General features: G+C 71.0%; 22 protein-coding genes and 3 pseudogenes. 10 read left to right on the forward strand and 15 right to left on the reverse strand.

The genetic code is table 11. The features are described 5' to 3' along the window. Positions 1 to 306 precede the first annotated feature (306 nt). The 4 genes from ACZ4UB_RS29095 to ACZ4UB_RS29110 form a co-directional block, all read right to left on the reverse strand. Complete coding sequence (locus ACZ4UB_RS29095) at positions 307 to 822, reverse strand: NUDIX hydrolase (protein ID WP_468074634.1); 516 nt, start codon at positions 820 to 822, stop codon at positions 307 to 309. 367 nt (positions 823 to 1,189) lie between these two features. Beyond that, positions 1,190 to 2,476, reverse strand: coding sequence for an ABC transporter substrate-binding protein (locus tag ACZ4UB_RS29100; RefSeq protein ID WP_468074636.1), 1,287 nt, complete (start codon positions 2,474 to 2,476; stop codon positions 1,190 to 1,192). Positions 2,477 to 2,662: 186 nt separating this feature from the next. Continuing rightward, complete coding sequence (locus ACZ4UB_RS29105; RefSeq protein ID WP_468074638.1) at positions 2,663 to 3,307, reverse strand: NADPH-dependent F420 reductase; 645 nt, start codon at positions 3,305 to 3,307, stop codon at positions 2,663 to 2,665. A gap of 53 nt (positions 3,308 to 3,360) precedes the next feature. Continuing rightward, positions 3,361 to 4,176, reverse strand: coding sequence for an inositol monophosphatase family protein (locus ACZ4UB_RS29110; RefSeq protein ID WP_468074640.1), 816 nt, complete (start codon positions 4,174 to 4,176; stop codon positions 3,361 to 3,363). 209 nt (positions 4,177 to 4,385) lie between these two features. On the opposite strand from ACZ4UB_RS29110, the pseudogene ACZ4UB_RS29115 reads away from it, so the two are divergent. Next, a pseudogene (locus tag ACZ4UB_RS29115) lies at positions 4,386 to 4,658 on the forward strand (winged helix-turn-helix transcriptional regulator); the annotation flags it as partial. A gap of 9 nt (positions 4,659 to 4,667) precedes the next feature. Here the strand turns inward: ACZ4UB_RS29115 and ACZ4UB_RS29120 are convergent. Beyond that, complete coding sequence (locus ACZ4UB_RS29120) at positions 4,668 to 5,162, reverse strand: NUDIX hydrolase (protein ID WP_468074642.1); 495 nt, start codon at positions 5,160 to 5,162, stop codon at positions 4,668 to 4,670. A 138-nt stretch (positions 5,163 to 5,300) separates the two neighbouring features. Between ACZ4UB_RS29120 and ACZ4UB_RS29125 the strand changes: the two genes are divergently transcribed. The 3 genes from ACZ4UB_RS29125 (at position 5,301) to ACZ4UB_RS29135 (ending at position 7,421) form a co-directional block, all read left to right on the forward strand. Then, complete coding sequence (locus tag ACZ4UB_RS29125) at positions 5,301 to 5,564, forward strand: hypothetical protein (protein ID WP_468074644.1); 264 nt, start codon at positions 5,301 to 5,303, stop codon at positions 5,562 to 5,564. Positions 5,565 to 5,861: 297 nt separating this feature from the next. Then, positions 5,862 to 6,551, forward strand: coding sequence for an NAD(P)H-binding protein (locus tag ACZ4UB_RS29130; protein WP_468074646.1), 690 nt, complete (start codon positions 5,862 to 5,864; stop codon positions 6,549 to 6,551). Between the two features lie 75 nt (positions 6,552 to 6,626). Then, a complete protein-coding gene (locus ACZ4UB_RS29135) occupies positions 6,627 to 7,421 on the forward strand; it encodes an SDR family NAD(P)-dependent oxidoreductase (protein WP_468074648.1) in 795 nt (264 codons plus the stop codon). Between the two features lie 460 nt (positions 7,422 to 7,881). Here the strand turns inward: ACZ4UB_RS29135 and ACZ4UB_RS29140 are convergent, their stop codons facing one another. From ACZ4UB_RS29140 to ACZ4UB_RS29160, 5 genes and pseudogenes are all read right to left on the reverse strand, one after another. After that, positions 7,882 to 8,226, reverse strand: a complete 345-nt coding sequence (locus ACZ4UB_RS29140) for a beta/gamma crystallin domain-containing protein (RefSeq protein WP_468074650.1) — start codon at positions 8,224 to 8,226, stop codon at positions 7,882 to 7,884. Between the two features lie 212 nt (positions 8,227 to 8,438). Then, a complete protein-coding gene (locus ACZ4UB_RS29145) occupies positions 8,439 to 8,705 on the reverse strand; it encodes a hypothetical protein (protein WP_468074652.1) in 267 nt (88 codons plus the stop codon). Between the two features lie 57 nt (positions 8,706 to 8,762). Beyond that, a pseudogene (locus tag ACZ4UB_RS29150) lies at positions 8,763 to 9,523 on the reverse strand (isocitrate lyase/PEP mutase family protein). A gap of 77 nt (positions 9,524 to 9,600) precedes the next feature. Beyond that, positions 9,601 to 9,783 (reverse strand): annotated as a pseudogene (locus ACZ4UB_RS29155) (spore photoproduct lyase family protein); the annotation flags it as partial. Between the two features lie 274 nt (positions 9,784 to 10,057). Further along, positions 10,058 to 10,336 (reverse strand): GlsB/YeaQ/YmgE family stress response membrane protein, encoded by a 279-nt coding sequence (locus ACZ4UB_RS29160; protein ID WP_468074654.1) that lies wholly within the window; start codon positions 10,334 to 10,336, stop codon positions 10,058 to 10,060. Positions 10,337 to 10,587: 251 nt separating this feature from the next. On the opposite strand from ACZ4UB_RS29160, the gene ACZ4UB_RS29165 reads away from it, so the two are divergent. After that, positions 10,588 to 11,952, forward strand: coding sequence for an NAD(P)/FAD-dependent oxidoreductase (locus ACZ4UB_RS29165; protein ID WP_468074656.1), 1,365 nt, complete (start codon positions 10,588 to 10,590; stop codon positions 11,950 to 11,952). A 33-nt stretch (positions 11,953 to 11,985) separates the two neighbouring features. On the opposite strand, the gene ACZ4UB_RS29170 is transcribed toward ACZ4UB_RS29165, so the two are convergent. Then, positions 11,986 to 12,777, reverse strand: coding sequence for a bestrophin-like domain (locus ACZ4UB_RS29170; protein ID WP_468074658.1), 792 nt, complete (start codon positions 12,775 to 12,777; stop codon positions 11,986 to 11,988). Positions 12,778 to 13,052: 275 nt separating this feature from the next. On the opposite strand from ACZ4UB_RS29170, the gene ACZ4UB_RS29175 reads away from it, so the two are divergent. After that, positions 13,053 to 13,487, forward strand: a complete 435-nt coding sequence (locus ACZ4UB_RS29175) for a DUF2000 family protein (protein ID WP_468074748.1) — start codon at positions 13,053 to 13,055, stop codon at positions 13,485 to 13,487. A 153-nt stretch (positions 13,488 to 13,640) separates the two neighbouring features. Here ACZ4UB_RS29175 and ACZ4UB_RS29180 read toward each other — a convergent pair whose 3' ends face one another. After that, positions 13,641 to 14,306 (reverse strand): TetR/AcrR family transcriptional regulator, encoded by a 666-nt coding sequence (locus ACZ4UB_RS29180; protein WP_468074660.1) that lies wholly within the window; start codon positions 14,304 to 14,306, stop codon positions 13,641 to 13,643. A 141-nt stretch (positions 14,307 to 14,447) separates the two neighbouring features. Between ACZ4UB_RS29180 and ACZ4UB_RS29185 the strand changes: the two genes are divergently transcribed. Then, a complete protein-coding gene (locus ACZ4UB_RS29185) occupies positions 14,448 to 15,344 on the forward strand; it encodes an SDR family NAD(P)-dependent oxidoreductase (protein WP_468074662.1) in 897 nt (298 codons plus the stop codon). Between the two features lie 333 nt (positions 15,345 to 15,677). Here ACZ4UB_RS29185 and ACZ4UB_RS29190 read toward each other — a convergent pair whose 3' ends face one another. After that, positions 15,678 to 17,036 (reverse strand): lipase family protein, encoded by a 1,359-nt coding sequence (locus ACZ4UB_RS29190; RefSeq protein ID WP_468074664.1) that lies wholly within the window; start codon positions 17,034 to 17,036, stop codon positions 15,678 to 15,680. 245 nt (positions 17,037 to 17,281) lie between these two features. Here ACZ4UB_RS29190 and ACZ4UB_RS29195 point away from each other — a divergent pair, with 245 nt between their 5' ends. Together ACZ4UB_RS29195 and ACZ4UB_RS29200 are read left to right on the forward strand one after the other, a co-directional pair. After that, complete coding sequence (locus ACZ4UB_RS29195; protein WP_468074666.1) at positions 17,282 to 18,613, forward strand: PucR family transcriptional regulator; 1,332 nt, start codon at positions 17,282 to 17,284, stop codon at positions 18,611 to 18,613. A gap of 89 nt (positions 18,614 to 18,702) precedes the next feature. After that, positions 18,703 to 19,266 (forward strand): nitroreductase family protein, encoded by a 564-nt coding sequence (locus ACZ4UB_RS29200; protein WP_468074668.1) that lies wholly within the window; start codon positions 18,703 to 18,705, stop codon positions 19,264 to 19,266. 60 nt (positions 19,267 to 19,326) lie between these two features. On the opposite strand, the gene ACZ4UB_RS29205 is transcribed toward ACZ4UB_RS29200, so the two are convergent. Both ACZ4UB_RS29205 and ACZ4UB_RS29210 read right to left on the reverse strand, forming a co-directional pair. Next, complete coding sequence (locus tag ACZ4UB_RS29205; RefSeq protein WP_468074670.1) at positions 19,327 to 20,064, reverse strand: hypothetical protein; 738 nt, start codon at positions 20,062 to 20,064, stop codon at positions 19,327 to 19,329. Positions 20,065 to 20,127: 63 nt separating this feature from the next. Next, on the reverse strand, positions 20,128 to 20,370 hold the full coding sequence (locus ACZ4UB_RS29210; protein WP_468074672.1) for a LapA family protein: 243 nt from the start codon (positions 20,368 to 20,370) through the stop codon (positions 20,128 to 20,130). A gap of 270 nt (positions 20,371 to 20,640) precedes the next feature. On the opposite strand from ACZ4UB_RS29210, the gene ACZ4UB_RS29215 reads away from it, so the two are divergent. Next, entirely contained in the window at positions 20,641 to 21,567 is a 927-nt protein-coding gene (locus tag ACZ4UB_RS29215) for an NADP-dependent oxidoreductase (RefSeq protein ID WP_468074674.1), read from the forward strand. Positions 21,568 to 21,597: the final 30 nt, after the last annotated feature.

Genomic DNA, 21,597 nt, shown 5'->3' on the forward strand with positions numbered 1-21,597 from the left:
GCCAGCTCTACCAGCGGCTTCGAGACTCCCTCAAATCGTATGGAATGCGCCACAACTGAGACCGCATGGAGCCGAAACCCCTCCGTGCGACGCCCGGCGGCCGCCCCGAATTTCCCACCGCGCCCCGTTATCGTCCCGTGACCTGCACTTCTTGACGGACGTTCACGATCTGACCCCGCCCTACCATTTCGAGTCCGCCGGGGCCACCCGCACACCGACCGGCGGACCGACCACGTGGCACACCTCACCCCGGACGGCCCCTTATAGGTGGTTTCGAAAAGGGGTCGCGTGGGGCACGGCGGCGGATCAGATCCATTGGTAATTGCTGTCGTCCATGGTCGGAAGCAGTGCCCGGGCAGCATCGAGCGGCGCCGTGGGAGTAACGAGTGCGGCGAGTGGGACCGGTGGGAACAGCGCCTTGTCGGCCGTGTCCTTGTAGTGGCGCCAGGTGAGGTGGCCGGCGCCAGCAGTGTCATCGTGCTCAATGGTGCGCAGACGAGCGCGGGTGGTGTTGTCGATGTGGACGCGGAAGACGAGGTGGAGTTTGCGGGGTGGGGCGCTGCCGGGGCGGGTGACCATGGCGTCCTGGATCCAGGTCAACTGTGGAACGCTGCTCGCCTCTGCGAGGTCCAGGCCCAGTTCTTCGTCGAGTTCACGTGCGAGGGCTTGATGGATGGGTTCGCCAGGTTCGACGTTGCCACCTGGCAGGGTGTACTGGTCCTGGCCGTTCTTCGTGCGGCGGATGAGGGCGATCTCGTCGCCGTTGAACAGGGCTGCGGCCACGCGAATCTTGATACGGGTGAACGGCTCGGCGGAGGTCACTGACTGGTTTCTCCTTCGATGGGCGAGGTGCGGTGGCGCCCGGCGTCGCCCTTGCCCCGTGCGGTCGAGGATCTGGGCACCGTCCGCAACGTCGATGTCGAGGTGCGGGTGACAGCGGATGACTCACGCTGGAGTGCGACCGTGTTTACCCTTGCCGAGGACGATCGCCTGATGAAGCGTTGGTGTCGAACGGGCGAAGAGCGGGGCGGGCGTTGCCCCTGGTGTTCCGACGGCCTGATCGTTCGGGACGCGACATCGGCAACATGACTCAAGTGCTCGTCGGCCTGCTCGACTCCGGTGCCCTCACGCAGGTCCTCCAACGACTCGACGAAGAATGACCGCCCCGACCCCATTCTGAAACGATCAGTCAGTCACCTGCCTTCCGGGCGCCCTCGGCGATTTCTTCCAGCACCTTCGCCGGTCGGCCGCCCGGCTGCACGGCTGCGCCGATCTTCTTCTTCAAGTCGGCGTTCACCCCGGCCCAGGACTTCTTGCCCACCGGGTAGAGCCGTGAGGTCGGCAGGGCGTTCAGGAACACCTTGAGCGGTGCGGTCCCGGGATCACCGGAGTCGAGCATCCGCTGGTAGCCGCTCGTCGTCACCGGCAGCAGTCCGTACTTCGAGGTGAAGGCGGTGACGTTCTTCTCCTCATACAGGAAGTCGAGGAACTTCCCGGCTTCCCGCGGATGCCCGTTCCTGAAGGCCATGAGCCAGTCCGCGACGCCCATCGCCTGCGGCTCCGAGCCGTTCGCCGTGGGCAGCGCGACCATCCCCAACTTGATTCCCTTCGCAGCGGCCTGCTTCACCAGGGTGGGGTGACCGTTGAGGATCCCGACCTCTCCGCGGGTGAAGGCGTCGAAGGCCTTCTGGCGGTCGAGCCTTCCCGGTTCGCCCGGGCCGGTCAGTCCCGCGCCCACCAGGTCGTCCCGCAGGAACTCGAAGGTCTTCACGTTCGCGGTCGAGTCGATGACGTAGTTCCCGGAGTCGTTCGTGATACCGCCACCGCCGGCCAGCATCCACTGCATCGACTCGGCCTGTGCTTCCTCCGGCCCCAGGGGCAACGCGATCGGGGTACGCACCCCGTCGCTCTTGAGCTTCCTCGCCGCCGCCGTGAGGTCGGCCCAGCTCCGGGGCTGCCACGGCGCGCCCTTGGCCATGACGCCCGCGTTCTCCAAGAGCTTCGTGTTGTAGAACATCAGCCGGGTCGAGGCCACGAACGGCAGACCGTACTGATCGCCCCGGACCCTGCCCGCTTCCGCGAGCGGCGCGAGCAGATCGGATTCCGTACGCAACGAGAGGAGATCGTCGGCAACGTACAGCTTCCCGGCGGCCGCGTAGTCGGCGTAGGCACCGATCTGCGCGATGTCGGGCGGATGGCCCGCCTCGACCATCTCGGCGACCTTGGCGTCCACGTCGTTCCAGGAGAGGACGCTCACCTCGACCCGCACATGGGCATGTGCCTGCTCGAAGCTGGACGCCACCTCCTTCCAGTACGGCTCGGAGGAGTTGGCCGGGCCATCGCCGTAGTCGGCGGCCACGACACGGAGCACCACCTCGGCCGCCCCGGGGTCGGACAGCATCCCGCAGCCGGCCAGCAGCACCACCGCCAAGGAACTGGTCGCGGTCGCCCGCAGCCAACGACGCTTCACCCTCATGCCTCACCCTTTTCCGCTCCGCACTGGGCGTAAGGTCTACACCACATGTGCGCCACCGTCACAGGGTTCTGCACTATCGAATCAGCATCGCTTGCCTCACCAAATCACCTCATCAACAGACCAGTTGTCGCCGCTGCGCGGATTCCCAACCGGTCCCTGGCCCATGCCCCACGCCCCATGGGCGGGTCAGCGGGCCAGGGAGATGGCGAAGGGGGCGAAGCCGTTGCGGCGCAGGATGTGGGGAACGAGGAGGACCATTGCTTCGGTGGCGCGGGCCGTGGTGATGTCGCCGAGGTCCTCGATCTGTTCGGGGCGCCAGCCCAGGTCCGCGAGGAGGTCGGTGACGGTCTTCTTCGCCTCGTCGTCATTGCCCGAGAGGTAGGCGGTCGGTGGGGTGGTCAGGGTCTCGGGAGCGGTCATGACCATGAACAGCATGGTGTTGAGGGTCTTGACGACTCGGCTGTCGGGAAGGGCGTCCTGGAGTTGCTCGGCGAGGCTGCTGCCGGGGTAGACGAGGTCGCCCGGGAGCCCGTCCTCGGCGTGGTGGGTGGCGTTGGAGACGTCGACGAGTATCTTGCCGGCGAGCTCGGTGCGCAGGTCGGCCAGGCGGTCGAGGGCGCTGTCACCGGGGGTCGCATTGATCACGAGGTCCGCGGTGCGGGCGGTGGTGCGCTGGTCGGCGAAGGAGATCCGCGGGGAGAGCCCGGTGGCACGGGCGGCGCTCTCGTCCGGGGTGCGGCCGCCGAGGGTGACGTGATGTCCGGCCGCGGCGAGCTTGGTGGCGAGGTTGGTGCCGACCCGGCCGGTGCCGAGGATGCCGATGTTGGTCATGGTGTGGTGCTCCTTGTGGGTGTCGGGCGTCGGAGGGGGAGGAAGCGGCTGCGTCAGGCGAGCGGCTGGAGGATGTCGAGGGTGGCCTGGTGGAGGCCGGGGGCGGCGGCCAGGAAGTCGCGGCTGGCGGTGCTCCAGGGGGCGCCCGCCAGGTCGGTGACGGCGCCGCCGGCCTCGGAGACCAACAGGGCGCCGGCGACCAGGCCGGAGCGGACGTCGGAGAACTGCCAGAACGCGTCCATCCGCCCGGCGGCGACATGGATGAGCTGCAGCGTCGCGGGCACGGACACCCGCACGACCAGGCCGTTGATGAGCATGGCGGTGACCGAGTCACCGATCCGCCGGAACGTCGCCTCGTCCTCGCCGGGCTTGGCCTGACCGGTACCGATGAGGGCCGCCCCCAGATCGGTCTTGGCGGACACCTTCAGCGGGTGGCCGTTGAGGTGGGCGCCACCGCCGGCGACGGCGGTGTAGGTGTCCCCGGTCAGCGGCAGGTGCACGACGGTGAGGACCGGGTGGTTGTCCCGGACCAGCGTGGCGGTCACGGCCCAGTCCGACATGCCGTGGACGTGGTTGATGTTGCCCTCGGCGGGGTCCACGACCCACCACTCCCCCGCCGGGAGCGCCCCGCCGGCCAGCTCGTCCTCCGCCCACCGCGAACCCGGCCGGGCCCGCAGCAGCGGCTCCCGGAGCACCGCCAGCACCGCGTCGTCGTTGGCGTGGATCTCCGCCACGACCTCCTCCAGGCTCACCCCCCGGGCATGCGGGGCGAAACGGTCCAGCAGGGTCAGACCGGCGGTCTTCACCGCGGCGGTCACCTCGGACAGGAACGTGGCGGTGGCAGTGGCAGTGGCTGCGGTCGTGCTCATGGTGGGCTCCCCTGAATTCGGTCCGTACGTCGGTCAGTTGGGCGGTGCGGGAGGCGACTTGCGCCGCTTCCCTTGCCGCACTCCGAAGTTATGGCCCCGGCCGATTAACAACAAGTGCATGCTTTGCACTCGTGGAGTTACTCCTATGCAACTGAATCCGACCACCGAGAGCCCGCTCAGTCGATGACGTAGGCGGTCAACCTGGCCATGTCATCGAGGCCCTCGGTGGCGGCACCTTGCGCTTCGGCGAGCTGCGCGACGAGGTCGAGGGCATCAGCCACAAGATGCTCACCCAGAACCTGCGCATGCTGGAACGCAACGGCCTGGTCGTGCGGAACGTGCACCCCACGGTGCCGCCGCGGGTCGAGTACACCCTCGCCGAGTCGGGCCAGGGGATGCGGGCGACGGTCGATGCGATGTGCGGCTGGACGCACCGGTACCTCGGCGACATCGATGCCGCCCGCCGCCGCTTCGACGCCTGACCGGCCTCCTCACCTTCCTGTGGGCAGCCCCTCCTGCAAGTACACGGCGCGGCCCGCCAAGGCCGCGGCGTGCAGCGCGACGAGCGTCCGGCGGTGCGCCGCCAGACGGTCCGGGAGGTCCGCGGGGTGGTGAAAGGCGTACTGGTCGTGTTCGAGGCTGAGCCGGATCCGCTGTCCGGGTGCGCGCCTCGCGGCGAAGAAGTAGTCCACGACGGGTCCGGTGCCCAGGACGTCGACCCTGTGGTCGATCCCGATGAGGCAAGGGTGCGCGCCCAACGCGATGCCGGTCTCCTCGCTCATCTCCCGGCGGGCCGCCGGCCAGGGGTTCTCGCCCTCGTCGACCATGCCACCCGGCAGCCACCACGCCCCACTGGCTTCCGCCTGGCCGGGTCCGTACCGCAGGAGAAGCATCCGGTCCTGGTCGTCCAGCAGCATGACGCACGACGCCACGAGCGCCTGCGGCTGCGTCTTCACCCACTCCTCGCGCGGGATCCAGTCGCCCACTTCTGCCTCCCCTTCGGTGGTCAGCGGAACTCCTACCCCGCAGCGCGCGCTCCTTCACCAGCGCACGTATCTCCCTGCGGGAAATCCTGTGGTGGGACCCGTGCGTCGAGCGCGGGATTGACGTCCGATGTCTCGTACGTGCCGACCGTTGACGGAGTCCACGTCTTCGACGCCGGAACGGATCTGGCCCTGCGCGGCCGGTCCGGCTACCGCTGGCTGGTCCGGGAGGCCCCGCTCCTCGACGGCAGGGTCGAACTCGATCAACTGGTAGGGGGGTTGCCGGCGGGGAGGCACGAGGCGGTGCGCGCCCTGGCGCGACAGTTGCACCGCCGGGTGTGTGGTCGACGCCGCGCGAGTCCGCGCGAGTCCCCGGGCGCCCCCGAGGTGGGGAAGTGCGCCTAACTGCCCGTCTTGCCGTGTTGCGGATCAACACCCGGGTCGGGGACCTCTACAACGGCAGGAGCACGAGATGGTCAACCACCCCGAGTTCGGGCCGTCACCGACCTCACCCCCCAGGCCATCCCCTACGGGGAACCGCGCGCTCGATCCCACCTCGCCACCGGCATCGAGGAAGCGTTCCTGACCGGCTACAAGGAAGGCAGCTTCCACGGACCGCGTCTGACGCCGGCGCACGCACACCCGTGTGGCATCCTGCGCAGACACCGGCGGGCCGGCCGTCGGGGACGGAAAGGACCTCCCGTGACCCGTAGCGCGCTCCTGGTCGGAGCCACCGGACTGGTCGGCGGACAGCTGCTGGCGCGGCTGCTGCACGATCCGCTGTATGCGCGCGTCACCGTGCTGGCCCGGCGTCCGCTCGCCCTCGAACACCCGCGGCTGGACACCCGGGTGGTGGACTTCGCCGAACTCGGGGCCGACGATCTGACCCTCGGGCCCGGTGGGGCCGACGTGTACGGCGCTCTGGGGACCACCATCCGGCAGGCGGGCTCGCAAGAGGCCTTCCGCGAGGTGGACCAGCACCACACCGTGCGGGTGGCCGGGCTGGCCCGGGAGGCGGGCGCCGAGCGGATCGCGGTGGTCTCCTCGGTTGGCGCGAGCTCCGGCTCCCGGACCTTCTACCTGCGGGTCAAGGGGGACATGGAAGCGGAGGTGACGGCGCTGGGCTACCCGCAGACCGAGTTCTTCCGGCCCTCCTTCATCCTCGGGCACCGACCCTCGCACCGTCGGGGCGAGGGGCTCGGCAGCGGCGCCGCGACCGTGCTGGCCCCCCTGCTGGTGGGGCCCGCCCGCCCCTACCGGCCGGTGCCCGCGGGCCGGCTCGCCGCGGCGATGATCGCCGCACTGGCCGAGGACCGGCCCGGGCTCCGGCTCCGTACTCACGACGACTTCCTGACCCTCGCCCCGCAACGGGCCGCCGGCGGCCGGGCGTAACCGGTACGGCCTCCGGTTCGTTGGGGAGGCCGGTGGCGGGGTAGGGACCTGCCCCGCGAAGGGAGGCGGTGCGGCGTGCGGACTGGCGGACTCGTCGATCTGACGGACAGGTCGTGCCTGGTCACGGGCGCTGCCAGCGGGATCGGACGGGCCACCGCGGACCTCTTCGCCCGGCTCGGGGCCCGGGTGACCGCCGCGGACCTGGACACCGCGGGGCTCAGCGCGCTGCGGCGCGACTGCGCCGACCGGGGCGACGCGCACGAGGTGACCGTGGTGACCGTGGTGACCGGGGACGTGTCCCGGCCCGCGGACGCCGAGCGGATGACCGACGCCGCGGTGGCGGCGGGCGGCGGGCTGGACGTGCTGGTCGCCAACGCGCGGATCCTGCCGCTGTCGGGCCTCTTGGAAACCAGCGCGGAGGACTGGGACCGGGTGATGGCCGTCGACGGCCGCGGGATGTTCCTCTGCTGCAAGTACGCCATCGCGCAGATGGCCGGGCAGGAGACCGGCAGGTCCGTCGTCTGCGTCTCCTCGATCTCCGGTGTGGCCGGCCAGGCCCGCCAAGCCGCCTACGGACCGGCCAAGTTCGTCGCCTCCGGGCTGACCAAGCACCTCGCGGTCGAGTGGGCCGGGCGCCGCATCAGGGTCAACGCGGTGGCTCCCGGCACCATCCGCACCGAGCGCGTGCGCCGCCTCGCGGACGAACCCGACGGCCCCGAGTACCTCGACCGCATCACGGCCCTGCACCCGCTCGGCCGGCTCGGCGAGCCCGCCGAAGTGGCCCGGGCCATCGCCTTCCTCGCGTCCGACGCCGCCTCCTTCATCACCGGCACCGTCCTCCCCGTCGACGGCGGCTACCTGGCCCAGTAGGTCGGGCCGGCGGTGGTGTCAGGTGCGGTGCCGACCTCGGGAGGTCGGGATCCCTGTCACAAGGCGCCGCACCGCAGTCGACGTGCGCAGCGGCGGGTGTGTACTGGAGGCCGGCCGCACGCTTCCGTCTCCCCTGCGGCGTCGTCCTCGCCCTGGTCCTTCTCGTCCTCGGGGTGGTCGTCCACGACATCGCCTTCTGAACGCCGGGGATGGAGGGTCAGGCGGGTCGGCCGCCGGACGGGTCGGGGACGCTCATGTCACCCGTGGCCGGCGTGCCGTCGGCGAGCCCGTCGATGCGGCCGCGCCTTTGCTCGGAGGCTGGCCGTGAGCAACTGCGACGACACAAGGGGAGCACCGGCCCGAGCAGGACTCCCCCGCAGGCCGCGGAGCATGGGCCGGGGGGCGGCACCCGGACCTGCGGGGGAATCCCCACGAGGAGTCAGACCTCAGACCTCAGACCTCAGAGGATCTCGATGGAGTTGACCTTGGGCGGGCGGTTCGGGAAGGTGATCTCGGTCCAGCGGTTGATCCGCACGGAGTCGCCGTTGGCGTCGTAGTAGATGAGGTCGTTGTTACCGGTGGAGATCTTGTCGACCCACCAACCTCCGAAGCCGGTCCGGCCCTTGTTCGCATAGCAGTCCACGCTGTTGGAGCCGCCGCTGTGGGACCAGATCTTCAGGAAGTTCTCGCCGCCGCGGCACTCGACGTGGTCGATGGCGTAGGCGTTGCCGGGGATGGTCAGGGTGAACGACGCTGCCGCGGCGAATGCCACGGCGGCCGATCGTAGGAGCCTCTTCGTATTCATGCGCACGCACTCTCCTTGCACGGAAAACGAGCGACTGAGGCACCCGCGAAGTGTTCGCTGGCGCACATCAAGGTTCCTGCACAATGGGTGCGTCATGCAATCAACTCGACTGCGCACGGCTGGATTTGGTGCTACGACGTCCCGTTTCAACCATCTGCGTCGGAGATGAAACGTTTAAGCCATCATGTGGCTCCTTGTCGATCGGTCACGCTTCAGGCCGCGTGGCGCCCGTGCTTGCCCCGCGACGCCGCCGGCCGCGGCGCTTCGGCCCGGGAGTCCTCCGTTACGGGTTCCGGAACGACGCGCAGGTGCCGCGCCCGGGCCGGCGCGCGGTCACCTCTCACCGGGCCCAGCACGTACTCCTCGTAGCGTCCGAGCCCGAGGAGGGCGCACATCAACAGGGGCGGAACGAGCAGTGCCAGGAACAACACGGAGGGTCCTTCGGCCGAGGATGTCTCGTACGGGCTCCGTGCGCGCATGCCCGCTCCTCGGCCGCGAACACCCGGCGATCCGGACCTGTACCCGTACGGGGTCGCCTACGGCGCCCAGGGCCCGAGCGCGGCCTTCATCGCGTCCGTCATCGCGAGTTGCAGCAGCGGGCCGTAGGTGATCCGACCGACGCCGAGGCGGCGGAAGCGTTCGAGGTCGTGCTTGACGGGGTGGGCCGTGGAGTTCACCGGAATGCCGACGGCCTCGATCACGGCCCTGAGCAGGTCGTCGTCGTCCTGGATGCGCACCGGGTAGACGCTGTCGGCTCCTGCCTCCTCCAGGGACCGCAGCCGCTCGATCGCCTCGTCCAGGACGGCGGAGGGATCGTCCGCGTGCAGGAAGAGGTCCGTGCGCCCGTTGACCCAGACGGGGACCCCGGCGTCGTCGGCCGCCGCGCGCAGGCCGGCGACGTAGCGCGCGTGCTCCTGCGTGCTGCGCAGTCGTCCACCGTCCGAATGGACGGTGTCCTCGACGTTGAGGCCGACACCGCCGGCCTCGACGAGTCCGGCGACGAGGTCCGCGGGCTCCTGTCCGTACCCGGCCTCCAGGTCCACGGACACGGGAACGTCGACCGCCCCGATGATCGGCCTGACGGCGGCGAGCACCTCCTCGAAGGTCTGCCCCTCGTGGTCCTCGGCCCCCGGGACTCGGCGAGCGGATGACTGCCGATCGTCAGCGCCGCGAACCCGGCCGCGACCGCCGTACGCGCGGACCAGACGTCCCACACGGTCGGCAGTACGAGCGGCTTGTACGCGCCGTGCAGGTGCTTGAGGCGTTGAGCGCGCTCAACAGTGGTGCGAAGGTCCATGCCCGGCACGCTACCCCCGCAACGGCCCCGACGGCGGGCGGGCGTGCGGGGGTGGTGTGCTGTTGGGCGTGCGGGCGTCAGAAGGCGTAGCGGATCCTCAGCCACGGGGCACGGGTGGCGACGAGCCCGCGCAGGGTCTCGACGGCTCCGGACTTCACTCCGCCCCGGTAACGGACGTTCCAGCTGCCGTTCTGCGAGCGTTTGGGCTCCTGGAGGTCGGGGCGCCACAGGGCGTCCTCGGCGCGCGGGTGCCAGCCGAGTCGCTCCTACGACACGCTCGCAGCCCGGCCGACCCATCACCCGGTCGAGCGCGGGGCCGATCGTGGCCTTGCCCAGGCCTTCCCGGGACAACGTGGGAAGCACCCCGGGGCCCCGAGACCACCCGAACGGGTGGGGTACGACCTCCTCACGGCCGGCGCCGCGGAGGAGGCGGCGGTACGAAAGGGCGGCCGCCGGCGGTCGGCCGGGAACGACGGAGCGGCTCTCCCTCGCACCGGGAGAGCCGCTTCCAGTACTGCCGTCCGGGCGCACCTGTCAGGCGTGCCGGTGGGAGTGCCGACCGCCGGTAACCACGCGGTACAGGGCCAGCAGGATGACGGAGCCGATGATGGCGGCGATCCACGTGGAGAGGTCGAAGAAGCCGTCGATCGAGTCGACGCCGAGGATGACCTTGCCGAGCCAGCCACCGAGCAGGCCGCCGGCGATGCCGATGAGCATGGTGATGATGATGCCGCCCGGGTCCTTGCCCGGCATGATCGCCTTCGCGATGATGCCGGCGAGCAGACCGATGACGATCCAGGCGATGATGCCCATGGTGGGTCTCCTACCTCGTGATGTGTGGTCGGTGTCAACACCGCGTCTGCACCGTCTGAACGTTTCCAAACCCCCCTCCGGACGTCGTCGCGTTCACCTCGGCGGTGGCAGGTACGGGGAAGGTGCCGGCGCCTTCCCCGGGCGGGGTCCTGGTTCGGCCAACGGGTGATTCCTGCGGCCCGGCAGGTGCACGACGCCGCGAACCGGGCAGGCGCGTCACCGACCTGGTGGACCTCAGAAAGGACGACACCGTGGCGCGACCGAGGATCCTCGTGGTGGGCGCGGGCTTCGCAGGAGTGGAATGTGTACGCCGTCTGGAGCGCAGCCTGTCCCCCGGCGAGGCCGACATCAGCGTGATCACCCCGAACTCCTACCAGCTGTACCTGCCCCTCCTCCCCCAGGTGGCGTCCGGGGTGCTGACACCGCAGTCCATCGCCGTGTCCCTGCGCCGCAGCAGCCGCCACCGCACGCGGATCGTTCCCGGCGCGGCGATCGGCGTGGACACCGGGGCCAAGGTCGTCATCGTCCGCAAGATCACCGGCGAGGTGATCGACCAGCCGTACGACCACCTCGTACTGGCACCCGGCAGCGTCACCCGCACCTTCGACATTCCGGGGCTACTGGACCACGCGCGGGGCATGAAGACCCTCGCCGAGGCCGCGTACCTGCGCGACCACGTCATCGCCCAACTCGACCTCGCGGACGCCAGTCAGGACGAGGCCGAGAGGGCGGCCCGGCTGTGCTTCGTCGTGGTCGGCGGTGGATACGCGGGCACCGAGACGGCCGCGTGCCTCCAGCGGCTGACGGACCACGCGGTGAAGCGGTACCCGCGGCTGGACGCCCGGCAGACCAGCTGGCACTTGCTGGACATGGCTCCCAAGCTGATGCCCGAGCTGGGCGATTCCCTGGGCCGCACGGCGCTGGAGATCATGCGCAGGCGCGGCATCCGTGTCTCGCTCGGGGTCAGCGTCGCCAAGGCGGGGCCCGAGGAAGTGACGCTCACCGACGGACGGACCCTGGCGACCCGGACCCTGATCTGGACGGCCGGCGTCGCGGCGAGCCCGCTGATCGGGACCATGGACGCAGAGACGGAGAAGGGACGGCTGGTGGTGACACCACAGATGACGGTGCCACAGGCGCCCGGGGTGTTCGCTCTGGGAGACGCCGCCGCCGTCCCGGACCTGGCCAAGGGCGGGACCGGGGCGATCTGCCCGCCGACCGCTCAGCACGCGCTGCGCCAAGGACGCGTCCTGGCCGACAATCTGGTCGCCTCGCTGCGCGGGCAGCCGCTGCGGTCGTACGTACACAAGGACCTCGGTCTGGTCGTGGACCTCGGTGGCACCGACGCCGTGTCCAAGCCCCTGGGCATCCCACTGCGCGGCCTGCCGGCCCAGGCGGTGGCCCGGGGGTACCACTGGTCGGCACTGCGCACGAACGTGGCCAAGACCCGGGTGATGACCAACTGGCTGCTGAACGCTGTGGCCGGCGACGACTTCGTCCGCACCGGCTTCCAGGCCGCGCGGCCGCCCGCGCTGCGGGAGTTCGAGGACACCGACATGTACTTGACGCCGGCGCAGGTCCGGGAGCACACGCGGAGCCTGCGTGCCGCTGGTTGACCGGAGCGGGGCGGCCCGGCTCCCGCCTTCGGTTCAGGGCGTCCAGTACTGGGCGAGGGCTCCTTCGCGGTAGGGATCCGGGCTGACGCTGAGGTCGCCGGAGAAGGGGCGGTCCAGGACGAAGACCAACAACAGGCTGAAGCCGATCAGCGCGGATACCGAAGCGATGAACATGATCTGCACCCGCAGCTTGCGCAGACCGTAGAGGAACGTGAGCGGCACCAGCACGACCGCACCGCCGAAGGCCAAAGCCTGGAGCAGCGGGGGCAGTTCCTGGCGGGCCATGGTCAGGCGGGCACGGCGCTGGGAGGCGACGTCGTTGAGGTGCTCGACGGCTTGTTCGTAGAAGACGCGCTCCGTCTGGCTCTTCGGTTCGTACGCCTGGAGCACCCTGAAGGCGGATTGCAGGTGCACCTCCGTGGCCCCGTAGCTGGGTCGTCCCGAGCGCATACGGGGCCACTGGTCCTCGACGACCGCATGGACGTACCCGCTGATGGCCGCATCGAGACCGGCGCGCACCGGCTCCGGGAACGCGGCGGAGTCCCGGCTGATGAGCGCCACGTCGGTGGCCTCGGAGGCGACGATGGTCTGGGTGTCGTCCAACTGCGTCCAGAGGGTGACGATGACGAAGGCGAGGATGATCCCGTAGATCGCACCGAACATGCCCAGCGTCACGCCGACCATGTCGTTGTGCTCGCCCCTGGCCAACGACGGATACCTGCGACGCAGCAGCAAGCTGCCGGCGACGGCAAGGAGAACGGTTCCTCCGACGGCGACGACGGCCAAGGTGAACGTACTGAAATGGTTGAGCAGCCAGAGCGACATGACCGCCGAGTCTAGGCGCGCGGACCGACCGATTGCGGCGCCATGCCCCGCGCGCCACTCGTACGAGTCAACCGATCGCACGGGTTGATCAACAGCCAGGCCGTGACTTCTCGTTGGGGGGCACGCAAAGAACGTACAAGACCGACCCGGGGTATGGCCGGCAGGGTCGGGTCATGAGCAACGAGACGATCAACGAACAACCCATCGACAGCTACGGGAAGAGCGGGGACAGCGGGAAAAGCGGGGACAGCCTGGAGAACGGCGGGCAGGTCGGCGTGGGCGGCGGAGCGGACGGGCCCGTGCGCTTCGAGACCAAGATCGCGGTGCTGCTGCGCGACGACCTGGAGACGTGGCAGCGGCTGAACGTCACCGCCTTCCTCGTCAGCGGGCTCGGAACGGTCCTCCCCGAGGTGGTCGGCGAGCCGTACCTGGACGCCGACGGCACCTCCTACCTGCCGATGTTCCGCCAGCCCGTGCTGGTCTTCGAGGGTGGGAAGGAGGCGGTGACGGCTGCGCACGAGAGGGCGCTGCGCCGTGGGCTGCCGATCGCGGTGTTCACGTCGGACCTGTTCGCCACGGGCCACGACCGGGCGAACCGGGCGGCGGTGGCGGCGGTGCGCACGGACCAGCTCGACCTGGTCGGGATCGCCGTCCACGGGCCGCGCAACTCCGTGGACAAGGTCCTCAAGGGCGCCCGCATGCACGGGTGAGGGCCGGTGGACACCGGTGCGGGGGGTGCGGACCCGACCATGCCGTCCGGTCCGGGCAGCTCCGGGTCCAGGGCGTCCGGGCCGAGTCGTCGCGTCCGTGCCGTGCGGGCGGCCGGCGCACCCTCGGCACCGCCGCCCGCTGTGCGGCGGTGGTCAGTCGGCGGCCTGGGGCGCGGGGGGACGCAGGCCGTGGAGGGCGTTGTCGACGAGCGCGTCCGTGTATGCGGGGGTGAGCGGTCCGGTGCGCAGCAGCCAGCGGTTCAGCAGCGGGCCCCAGATGGCGTCGATGGCGAGGTCGAGGTCGACGCCGGGGGCGAGTTGGCCTGCCTGCTGGGCGGCCTCCAGGCGGCTGCGCTTGAGCGCGCGGACGGGTTCGTCGAGGTGCTCGGCGTACCGGGCGGCGAGCTCGGGATCGCCGGCGACCTCGATGGTCAGCGCACGCATGGGTTCGGCGATGCGGGGGTCCCGGAGTTCGGCGAGGGTCGCGCGCAGCACCGCCTTGAGGTCCGCCGCCAGGTCTCCGGTGTCCGGTAGTCCGGCGGCGGGGTCCTCCCCGCGGCCGGCGTCGTGACCTGTGCCGTGGCCTACGCCGTGGCCTTCGCTGAGCATGCGGAACGCGTCGAAGAGAACGGCGCCCTTGCTGGGCCACCAGCGGTAGATGGTCTGCTTGCCGACTCCCGCGCGGGTGGCGATGGCCTCGATGTTGAGCTTGCCGTAGCCGAGCTCTCCGGCGAGGTCGAAGGCGGCGGTGAGGATCGCTCGGCGGGAGGCCTCGCTGCGCCGGGCGGCGTTGGGGGCCTTGGACGGCGGAGTTGTCATGGGGGAACCCTACCCAATCCAGAGAGACGAGACGATCCGTCTTGCGCAACTCGTCCCGCGCGTGCCATGCTGACGATCGAGCGAGACGGACCGTCTCGTCTCTTGAATGGGTTCGGTTCCACGAAAGAGGAAGAGGTAGTCATGACCACCACCACCGCAGCATCGGCCGGCCCGGTCGCCGACGGACCGCGGACCTGGTTCGTCACCGGCGCCAGTCGAGGCCTGGGGCGAGCGTTCGCGGAGGCCGCTCTCGCCGCCGGCGACCGGGTGGCGGCCGTCGCCCGTACGACGGCCGCCCTGGACGAACTGGCGGCGGCCCACCCCGGCCGCGTCCTGCCGCTGACCGCGGACGTCACCGACCGGGCCGCCGCGGTCGCCGCGGTCGAAGCCGCCGCCGACCACTTCGGACGGCTCGACATCGTCGTCAACAACGCCGGCACGCTGTCGGCCGGCATGGTCGAGGAGTTCACCGAGGCCGAAGCCCGGGCGCAGATGGAGGTGAACTTCTTCGGCGCCCTCTGGGTCAGCCAAGCGGCCATGGCGGTGCTGCGGGGCCAGGGCGACGGTCACATCGTCCAGATCTCCAGCATCGGAGGCATCTCCGGCTTCACGACCACCGGCCTCTACAGCGCGAGCAAGTTCGCCCTGGAGGGGATGAGCGAGGCTCTGGCCATGGAGGGCGCCCCGTTCGGCGTGAAGGTCAGCATCGTGCAGCCGGGCGGTTACTGGACCGACCTGTACGCGGCCATGCGCACCACCACCCCGATCGCGGCCTACGCCCCGCTGCGGGCCGAACTGGAGAGGCAGTGGGCCGAGGGATCGATCGACAGCGAACCGCGGCTGGCCGCCGAGGCACTCCTGAAACTGGTCGCCGCCGAGGAACCGCCGATACGCATGGTCCTCGGGAGCATGGTGTACGACCTCGCCGTCGACGTGGCCGAACGCCGCAAGGCGACCTACTCCGGTTGGGAGCAGGTCAGCCGGGCGGCGGAGAAGGCGGTGCCCGCGCCGGCGTCCCTCGCCAGCGGACCGCGGTGATGTCAACTGACCTGGGCCGCAACGGCCGGGCGCGCTGCGCCGGCGCTTCCCACCACCGTCGCGCCATCTCGTCAGCGGGCAGACAGCGTTGTGAGCGTCCCTCCGGGCGTGCCCGACGACCCGCTCAGCGTCGGCCTGCGCGTCGGCCGCCCGCGGGAGAGATACAGCCGCCGCGGGTCCTGCGCCCGGGCGGCGTGTCCCGTCGGGAAGCCGGCCCGCTGCGCGCCACCCCTGCTCGCGCTCAGGTGGCCAGGGCGCGGACATGCCTTCGGCGCCGACGTCCCGTGGGTGCACGAGCCGTCGGCGCCGTCGGGCAGCGGGGGCCGCCGCGGATCACGACCGCGGAGCGGCCGTCTCCGGGGCGAGGGAGTTGCCGCTGGCGATCCGACCGCAGTCGGACGGCGCGGTCCGGCCCGCGAAGCGGTCGCCCAGCCAGCCCAGCGCGACGGGGGCCCAGGCCAGGGTCGCGCCCGTGTGGCTGAGCAGCTCGTACTGGTCGTACTTGACGGCGGAGCCGCCGGTGGCACAGTACTGCCGCGCGAGCGAGCGCACGTCGCCGGCGACCATCACGCCGTCGCCGGTGCCGATGCCCGGGCGGTTGCTGAAGGTTCCCTCGAAGACGCCTCCGTTGCCCTGGCCGATGAAGCCGGGGACGGTCGGGGTGCCGGCGGAGCCGAGGTTGAGCTTGTTCATCGCCGTCAGGAAGGCGGGGATCGAGTTGGGGTCGGCGTATTCCGGCTTCGCCATCTTCTTCCAGGTCAGACCCGGGTAGTGACCGAGGGCGTTGATGATCGAGCCGCGCTCCAGGTCCTTGTAGACGCTCAGACCGTAGCTGTTGAGGTAGCTCTTGAGGTCGATGCCGTACGAGCGGGAAACGCCGATGACGGCCATGGGGATGACACCGGACCAGGCCAGCGAGCCGTCGACGTACTTCAGGTTGTGCGCCGGGTCCACGAGCAGGCCGCCCTCGGCGTAGCCGACCAGCCGGCGGTTCACGTCCGGCGCGTAGCTGGGCGCGAGCGCGGCGGCCCAGTTGGTGGCGATCGCGCCGCCCGAGTAGCCGAGGAGGCCGAACGACGTGGTGGAGTCCAGGCCGGTCTCGGTCGCCCTCGTCGCGGCGCGGATCGAGTCCAGGGTGTTCGTCCCGTACTCCGGTCCTGCGGCGAAGTTCGCCTGCTGTCCCTCGGTGTCCGGGATCACGAGGTTGTAGCCCTGCAGCAGCAGCGGCGCCATGAAGAGGGCCTCCGCATTGGGGATGGCACCACCCAGGGTGACGCCGCCGGCGATCGCGCGGGAGGGACTGTCCTGCGGGTTCAGCGAATCGTAGAACGACTGGTAGGAGACCGCCTTGCTGCTGTCGCCCGTCAGACTGCGCACCACCGTGGTCACGTTGGCGGCCGGGCGGCCCTGGGCGTCGGTGGTGCGGTAGAGCAGCTGGATCGCCTTGAGCGGCGTGGGGATGCCGAGGACGTGGTAGGGCAGGGTCCGTGTCTTCAGCACGGTGCCCGGGGTGAAGGTGGACAGCGGCTCGCTGCCGCCGTAGCTGTAGAACGGGTCGCTCGCCGAGGCCGTCGCGGCTGCCGGCGCGGCGGCCGGCGGCGTAGCTGCGACGGCGGTGGCGGCGGGAGCGGTGGCCATGGCTGCGGCGGCTGCGACAGCGACGGATATCAGGCGAACGGCCGTCTTGGACATGCGTTCCTCGAATCCTGGGTGGGGGGTCCGACGCAGCCGCATGGGGTCCGGTGCGCGCCGCGTCGGGCCGGGGCGGGCGGTCCCCGGCAAGGAGATGCGGTGAACGATGCGGCCGAGGTCCTGCCACATCTGGCCATGCACCGGCCAGTCGTGTTACCAACCAGTAAGTGATGTCCCGGAAACATCATGGGGCCGGTACGCGGCCGGGTCTCCGGGGTGGGGAACAAAGATGTGCGAGGTGGATTGTGACCGGATCCAACGCGGTGGAACGGGACCTGGAACGGGACCGGGTGCCGCGGTTCGGCGGTGTGCCGGTCCACAAGCGGCTTCAGGACGCGGCCGGTGCGCTCGAACGCGCCGTGATGGTCAGGCTGGTCGAGCGGCTCCCCGTATACGGGACGCTACCGGCGGAGCAGCTCGGCGGCGACATCGCCAAGCAGGTGACGCACGGCATACGGGGGTTCGCGGCCGTCCTGCGCACCGGAGAGATGCTCGGGCAGGCCGAGGCGGCGGTCATCCGCGAGTCGTCGGCCAGGCGCGCCGACGAGGGCGTGCCGCTGGAGGCCGTGGTCGGTGCCTACCACCTCGGTGCGGAGGAATGCGCCGCCCGGGTCTTCCCCGCGGCCGAGCCGGGCGACTTGGCCGACGTACTGCTGGTGCAGCGCCAGATGCTCGCGTACTTGCGGTTGGTGAGCTGTGAAGTGGCCTCGGGGTACGTGCAGGAGCGGCAGACGGCCCTCAGCGACGAGCAGGTCGCGCTGCAGTCGCTGCTGTCCCGGCTGCTGGAGGGCGGCAGTCCGCAGGGCGCGGCGGACCGGGCCGGCATCCGGCTGCCGGCCTGCTACCTGGTGCTGAGCATCGCGGTGGGGCCGCACCCCGACGAACTGGTGCCCGGTGTGAACCACTCGGTCGCCGCCCGCCGCAAGCTCCGGCGGTTGCGCAACGAAATCCAACGCCAGACGACGGGCGTTCCGCTCTCGGTGCTGTCCGGCGGCGGCGGGACGGTGCTGATCCCCTACGAGGCACCGCCGGCCGAATCCGGCCACGTGGACCGGGCGTGGCTGTCCCGGCTGGTCGAGCAGCTCGGCCGGATGTGCGGCGCCGAGCTGCTGGCCGCGGCGACCGTCGCGGCGCCGGAAGGGGTCGCGGAGGCCGCCCGGCTGGCCGGCGAGGTGCGGGCCGTGGCGGAGGCGTCCGGCCGGGGACCCGGCCTGTACCTGCTCGACGACGTGCTGCTGGAATACCAGTTGAGCCGCCCGAGCCCGGCCAGGGCGGGGCTGGCCGCACTGCTCGAACCGCTGGACGCCCGCCCGGAGCTGCTCGACACGCTGCGCGTCTTCCTGGCCCGGGGGCTCGATCGACGCCGGGCCGCCGCCCGGCTCCAGGTGCACCCGAACACGGTCGACTACCGGCTGCGCAAGGCCACCGAGCTCACCGGGCTGGACGCCTCCCGGGGCGCGGACATCCTGACCCTGCGCGCCTCCCTGGCCGCCCACGACGCCGTGCACCAGGCCGAGCTGGACGCGGGTCGGCCCGGGACGCCCCGGCCGTCGAACTGGTGGTCGGCACGGACGTAGACCTCCGGCAGCGCCTCGGACCTCGGGCGGCACCACGGACTCGCGCGCCGGTGGAAATGAATCGCTCGGGACGGCAGTTGGTGACGATCATGTCTGATGATCTTGAGTGGGCCGGTCGGCTGCACCCGCTGCTGGCCGATCGGTTCAGCCCGTACGCCTTCGATCCGGCCGGTGTCGTGCGGGACGAGGCCGTGGAACTGCTCCTGGAAGCGGCCAGGTGGTCCCCTTCCGCGGGCAATTCCCAGCCCTGGGGCTTCCTCATGGCCAGGCCCGGGGAGCCGGATCACAAGCGGGTGCTGCCCCATCTGGCGCCCAGCTCCGCGCGGTGGGCCAAGGACGCGGGGCTGCTGGTCGTGGCGCTGGCGCGCCGCCATGTCGACGGGTGCGACGTGGTCTACTCCGAGTTCGCCGACTACGACCTCGGCCAGGCGGTGGCCCACTTGAGCCTCCAAGCTCAGGCCATGGGCCTGTCCACCCACCAGTTCCGCGCCTTCGATCTCGAAGCGCTCACCGAAGAGCTCCGGCCGAACCCTGGGTGGGAGATCGTCGCGATGGTCGCGATAGGAAAGGCCGCCGACGCGCCCGCGAGCACGCGGTCACGGCGCGGAACGGACGATCTGCGTTCCGCCCCGTGGGCCGTGGCCCCGCGCTGACGGACGGGTCGGCCCGGAGCGTCGTATCGCCGGCGAGATCCCCGGCACCCCCGCGCGCGGCTACTGGCTCGGCGCACCGCCGATCAGGTAGTCCACCCGGCGCCTCAGGCCGCTCCAGCGCCGGTCGTGGTGGTAGGCCCGCTTGATGGCCCTGGCCCGGGCCCTGTGCCGGCCGCCGTAGAAGCGCCGGGCCCACGGTGACACGGGCCGGGCCAGCCGGACGGCCCCGACCAGGGCGATCACCGGGACCACCACCCCGAGTACGGCCATCCGTGGCTTCCCCTTGGACAAGGCGACGACCGCCAACAGCAGGTTGCCCACCACCGTGGCCATCACCGTCAGCCGGCTGGCCTCCTCCTCGGGCGAGAGCCCGTCCACTCCCAGCGGCAGGAACCCGCAGAGCAGCAGCGCCGCCAGCGCCGAGGTCATGATCACCACCTCGATGCTGATCGTGCCCTGCTTGGTCCAGTAGACGTCGCTCAGGTGCAGGATCAGTGCGAACTCGTCCAGGACGAGACCCGTTCCCATGCCGAACACCACCGCTGCCAGCCCGGCCCCCCACCCCGTCCGGCCGGCCGCGCTGCCGGTGAAGCCGCCCACCGTCATCAGGATCACGCCCGGGACGGCGTGGTGGACGTGCAGGCCGCCGGGAGTGATGTTCCGGAACGGCCCCTTCCCCGCCCTGATCATCCGGGTGATGACCCGGGTGACGGCGAAGGTGAGGACGAACGCCGACAGGGCCAGGAACAGCGGCAGCTTCCCGGGCTCGACGATGTTGCGGTACCACCAGTCACCCATGCCGCCGCCCTCCTCGGCCCTGCCCCGACCTGTGCGACCGCTGCGCGCGTCCTCGGTCGACGGCTACTTGCCGCGGCGGCCGAGCAGCCATGCCGTCGCGGCTCCCGCCAGGAAGGTGACGGCCAGCACGAACCACATCGGCGCGTCGACCCACGGGATCCAGAAGTGGATCCGCGCCGTTCGCGTGTTGATCAGCACGAACCACACGGCCAGTCCCGCGATGACCAGGCCTGCCACCAGCCGTGGAGACAGAGCCCGCCGCGATCCGGAACCATCGGCGCGCCGGGTCGATTTCGTCTGGGCCATCGAACACTCCGTCCTGCGAGAAACACTGACCGGCACGAACCATCACCCGACGGCACCTGACCGCACCTGGCAGCACGCGCCGACTCCCCCACTCTCACCCGCACGGGCCGCCACCGCACGTCCATCCCCGCTCGGCGGCCGGGCCGATCTCGCCGGGTCGATCTCGCCGGGCCAGGAATGAGCGACCGGGCGGCCGGGTTCAAGGGATGGCTCGCCGGGGCCCGCCCGGGCAGAACACGTTCAGAGAGAATGCAGAGGGAAGACGTGACGATGCGTGCTGTCATCTTGTCCGAATACGGTGGTTCCGACGTGCTCCGCGTCGCCGAGGTGGCGACCCCCGAGCCGGGTGACGGTCAGATCCGCGTCCGGGTCTCGGCAGCCGCCTTGAACCCCGCCGACGTCTTGATCCGCTCCGGCGCCCTCGCCTCCCGCGTGCCCGCGCGGGACCACTACATTCCGGGTCTCGACGTGGCGGGGACCGTCGACGCCCTGGGAAGCGGCGTCCGCGAGTTCGAGGTCGGCGACGCCGTGATCGGCCTGTCCGACTGGCCCGAGACCCAGGCCGGCACCCACGCCGAGTACGTCGTCCTGCCCGTCACCGCCGTCACCACCGCACCGAAGCACGCGACCCCGGTGCAGGCGGCGACACTCGCGCTGAACGGACTCACCGCCTGGCAGGCGCTGGACCTGCTCGCCCCCGCCGCGGGCGACACCGTGGCGGTCACCGGCGCCGCGGGCGCCGTCGGCGGCTATCTCGTCGAGCTGGCGGTCGCGCGCGGCCTGCGCGTCGTCGCCGTCGCCGGGCTCCAGGACGAGGAGTTGGTGCGCGGGTTCGGGGCCGACCTGTTCGTACCGCGCTCCGAAGACCCCACCGCGGCGATCCGCGCCGCCGTCCCCGGCGGAGTGGCCGGGCTGATCGATACCGCGGCCTTGGGCGGGTCGGTGATCGGAGCGGTGGGAGACGGCGGCTCGTTCGTCAGTGTCCTCGGCGCGGGCCCGGCGGCCGAGCGCGGGATCCGCGTGTCGCAGGTCCGCGTACACAGCGACGCCGAGCAACTCGCCGAACTGGCCCGGCTCGTGGACGCCGGCCGGGTGAGCCTGCGGGTGGACCGGACGGTGCCGTTCTCCGAGGCGGGCGCGGCGCACGACGCGCTGACCTCGGGCGGCTCGCGCGGGCGCATCGTCCTCGTGCCGTGAGCACCCGTAGCCGGTCCCGCTCGCCACACT

It is taken from the genome of Streptomyces sp. NPDC028419, assembly GCF_055565515.1.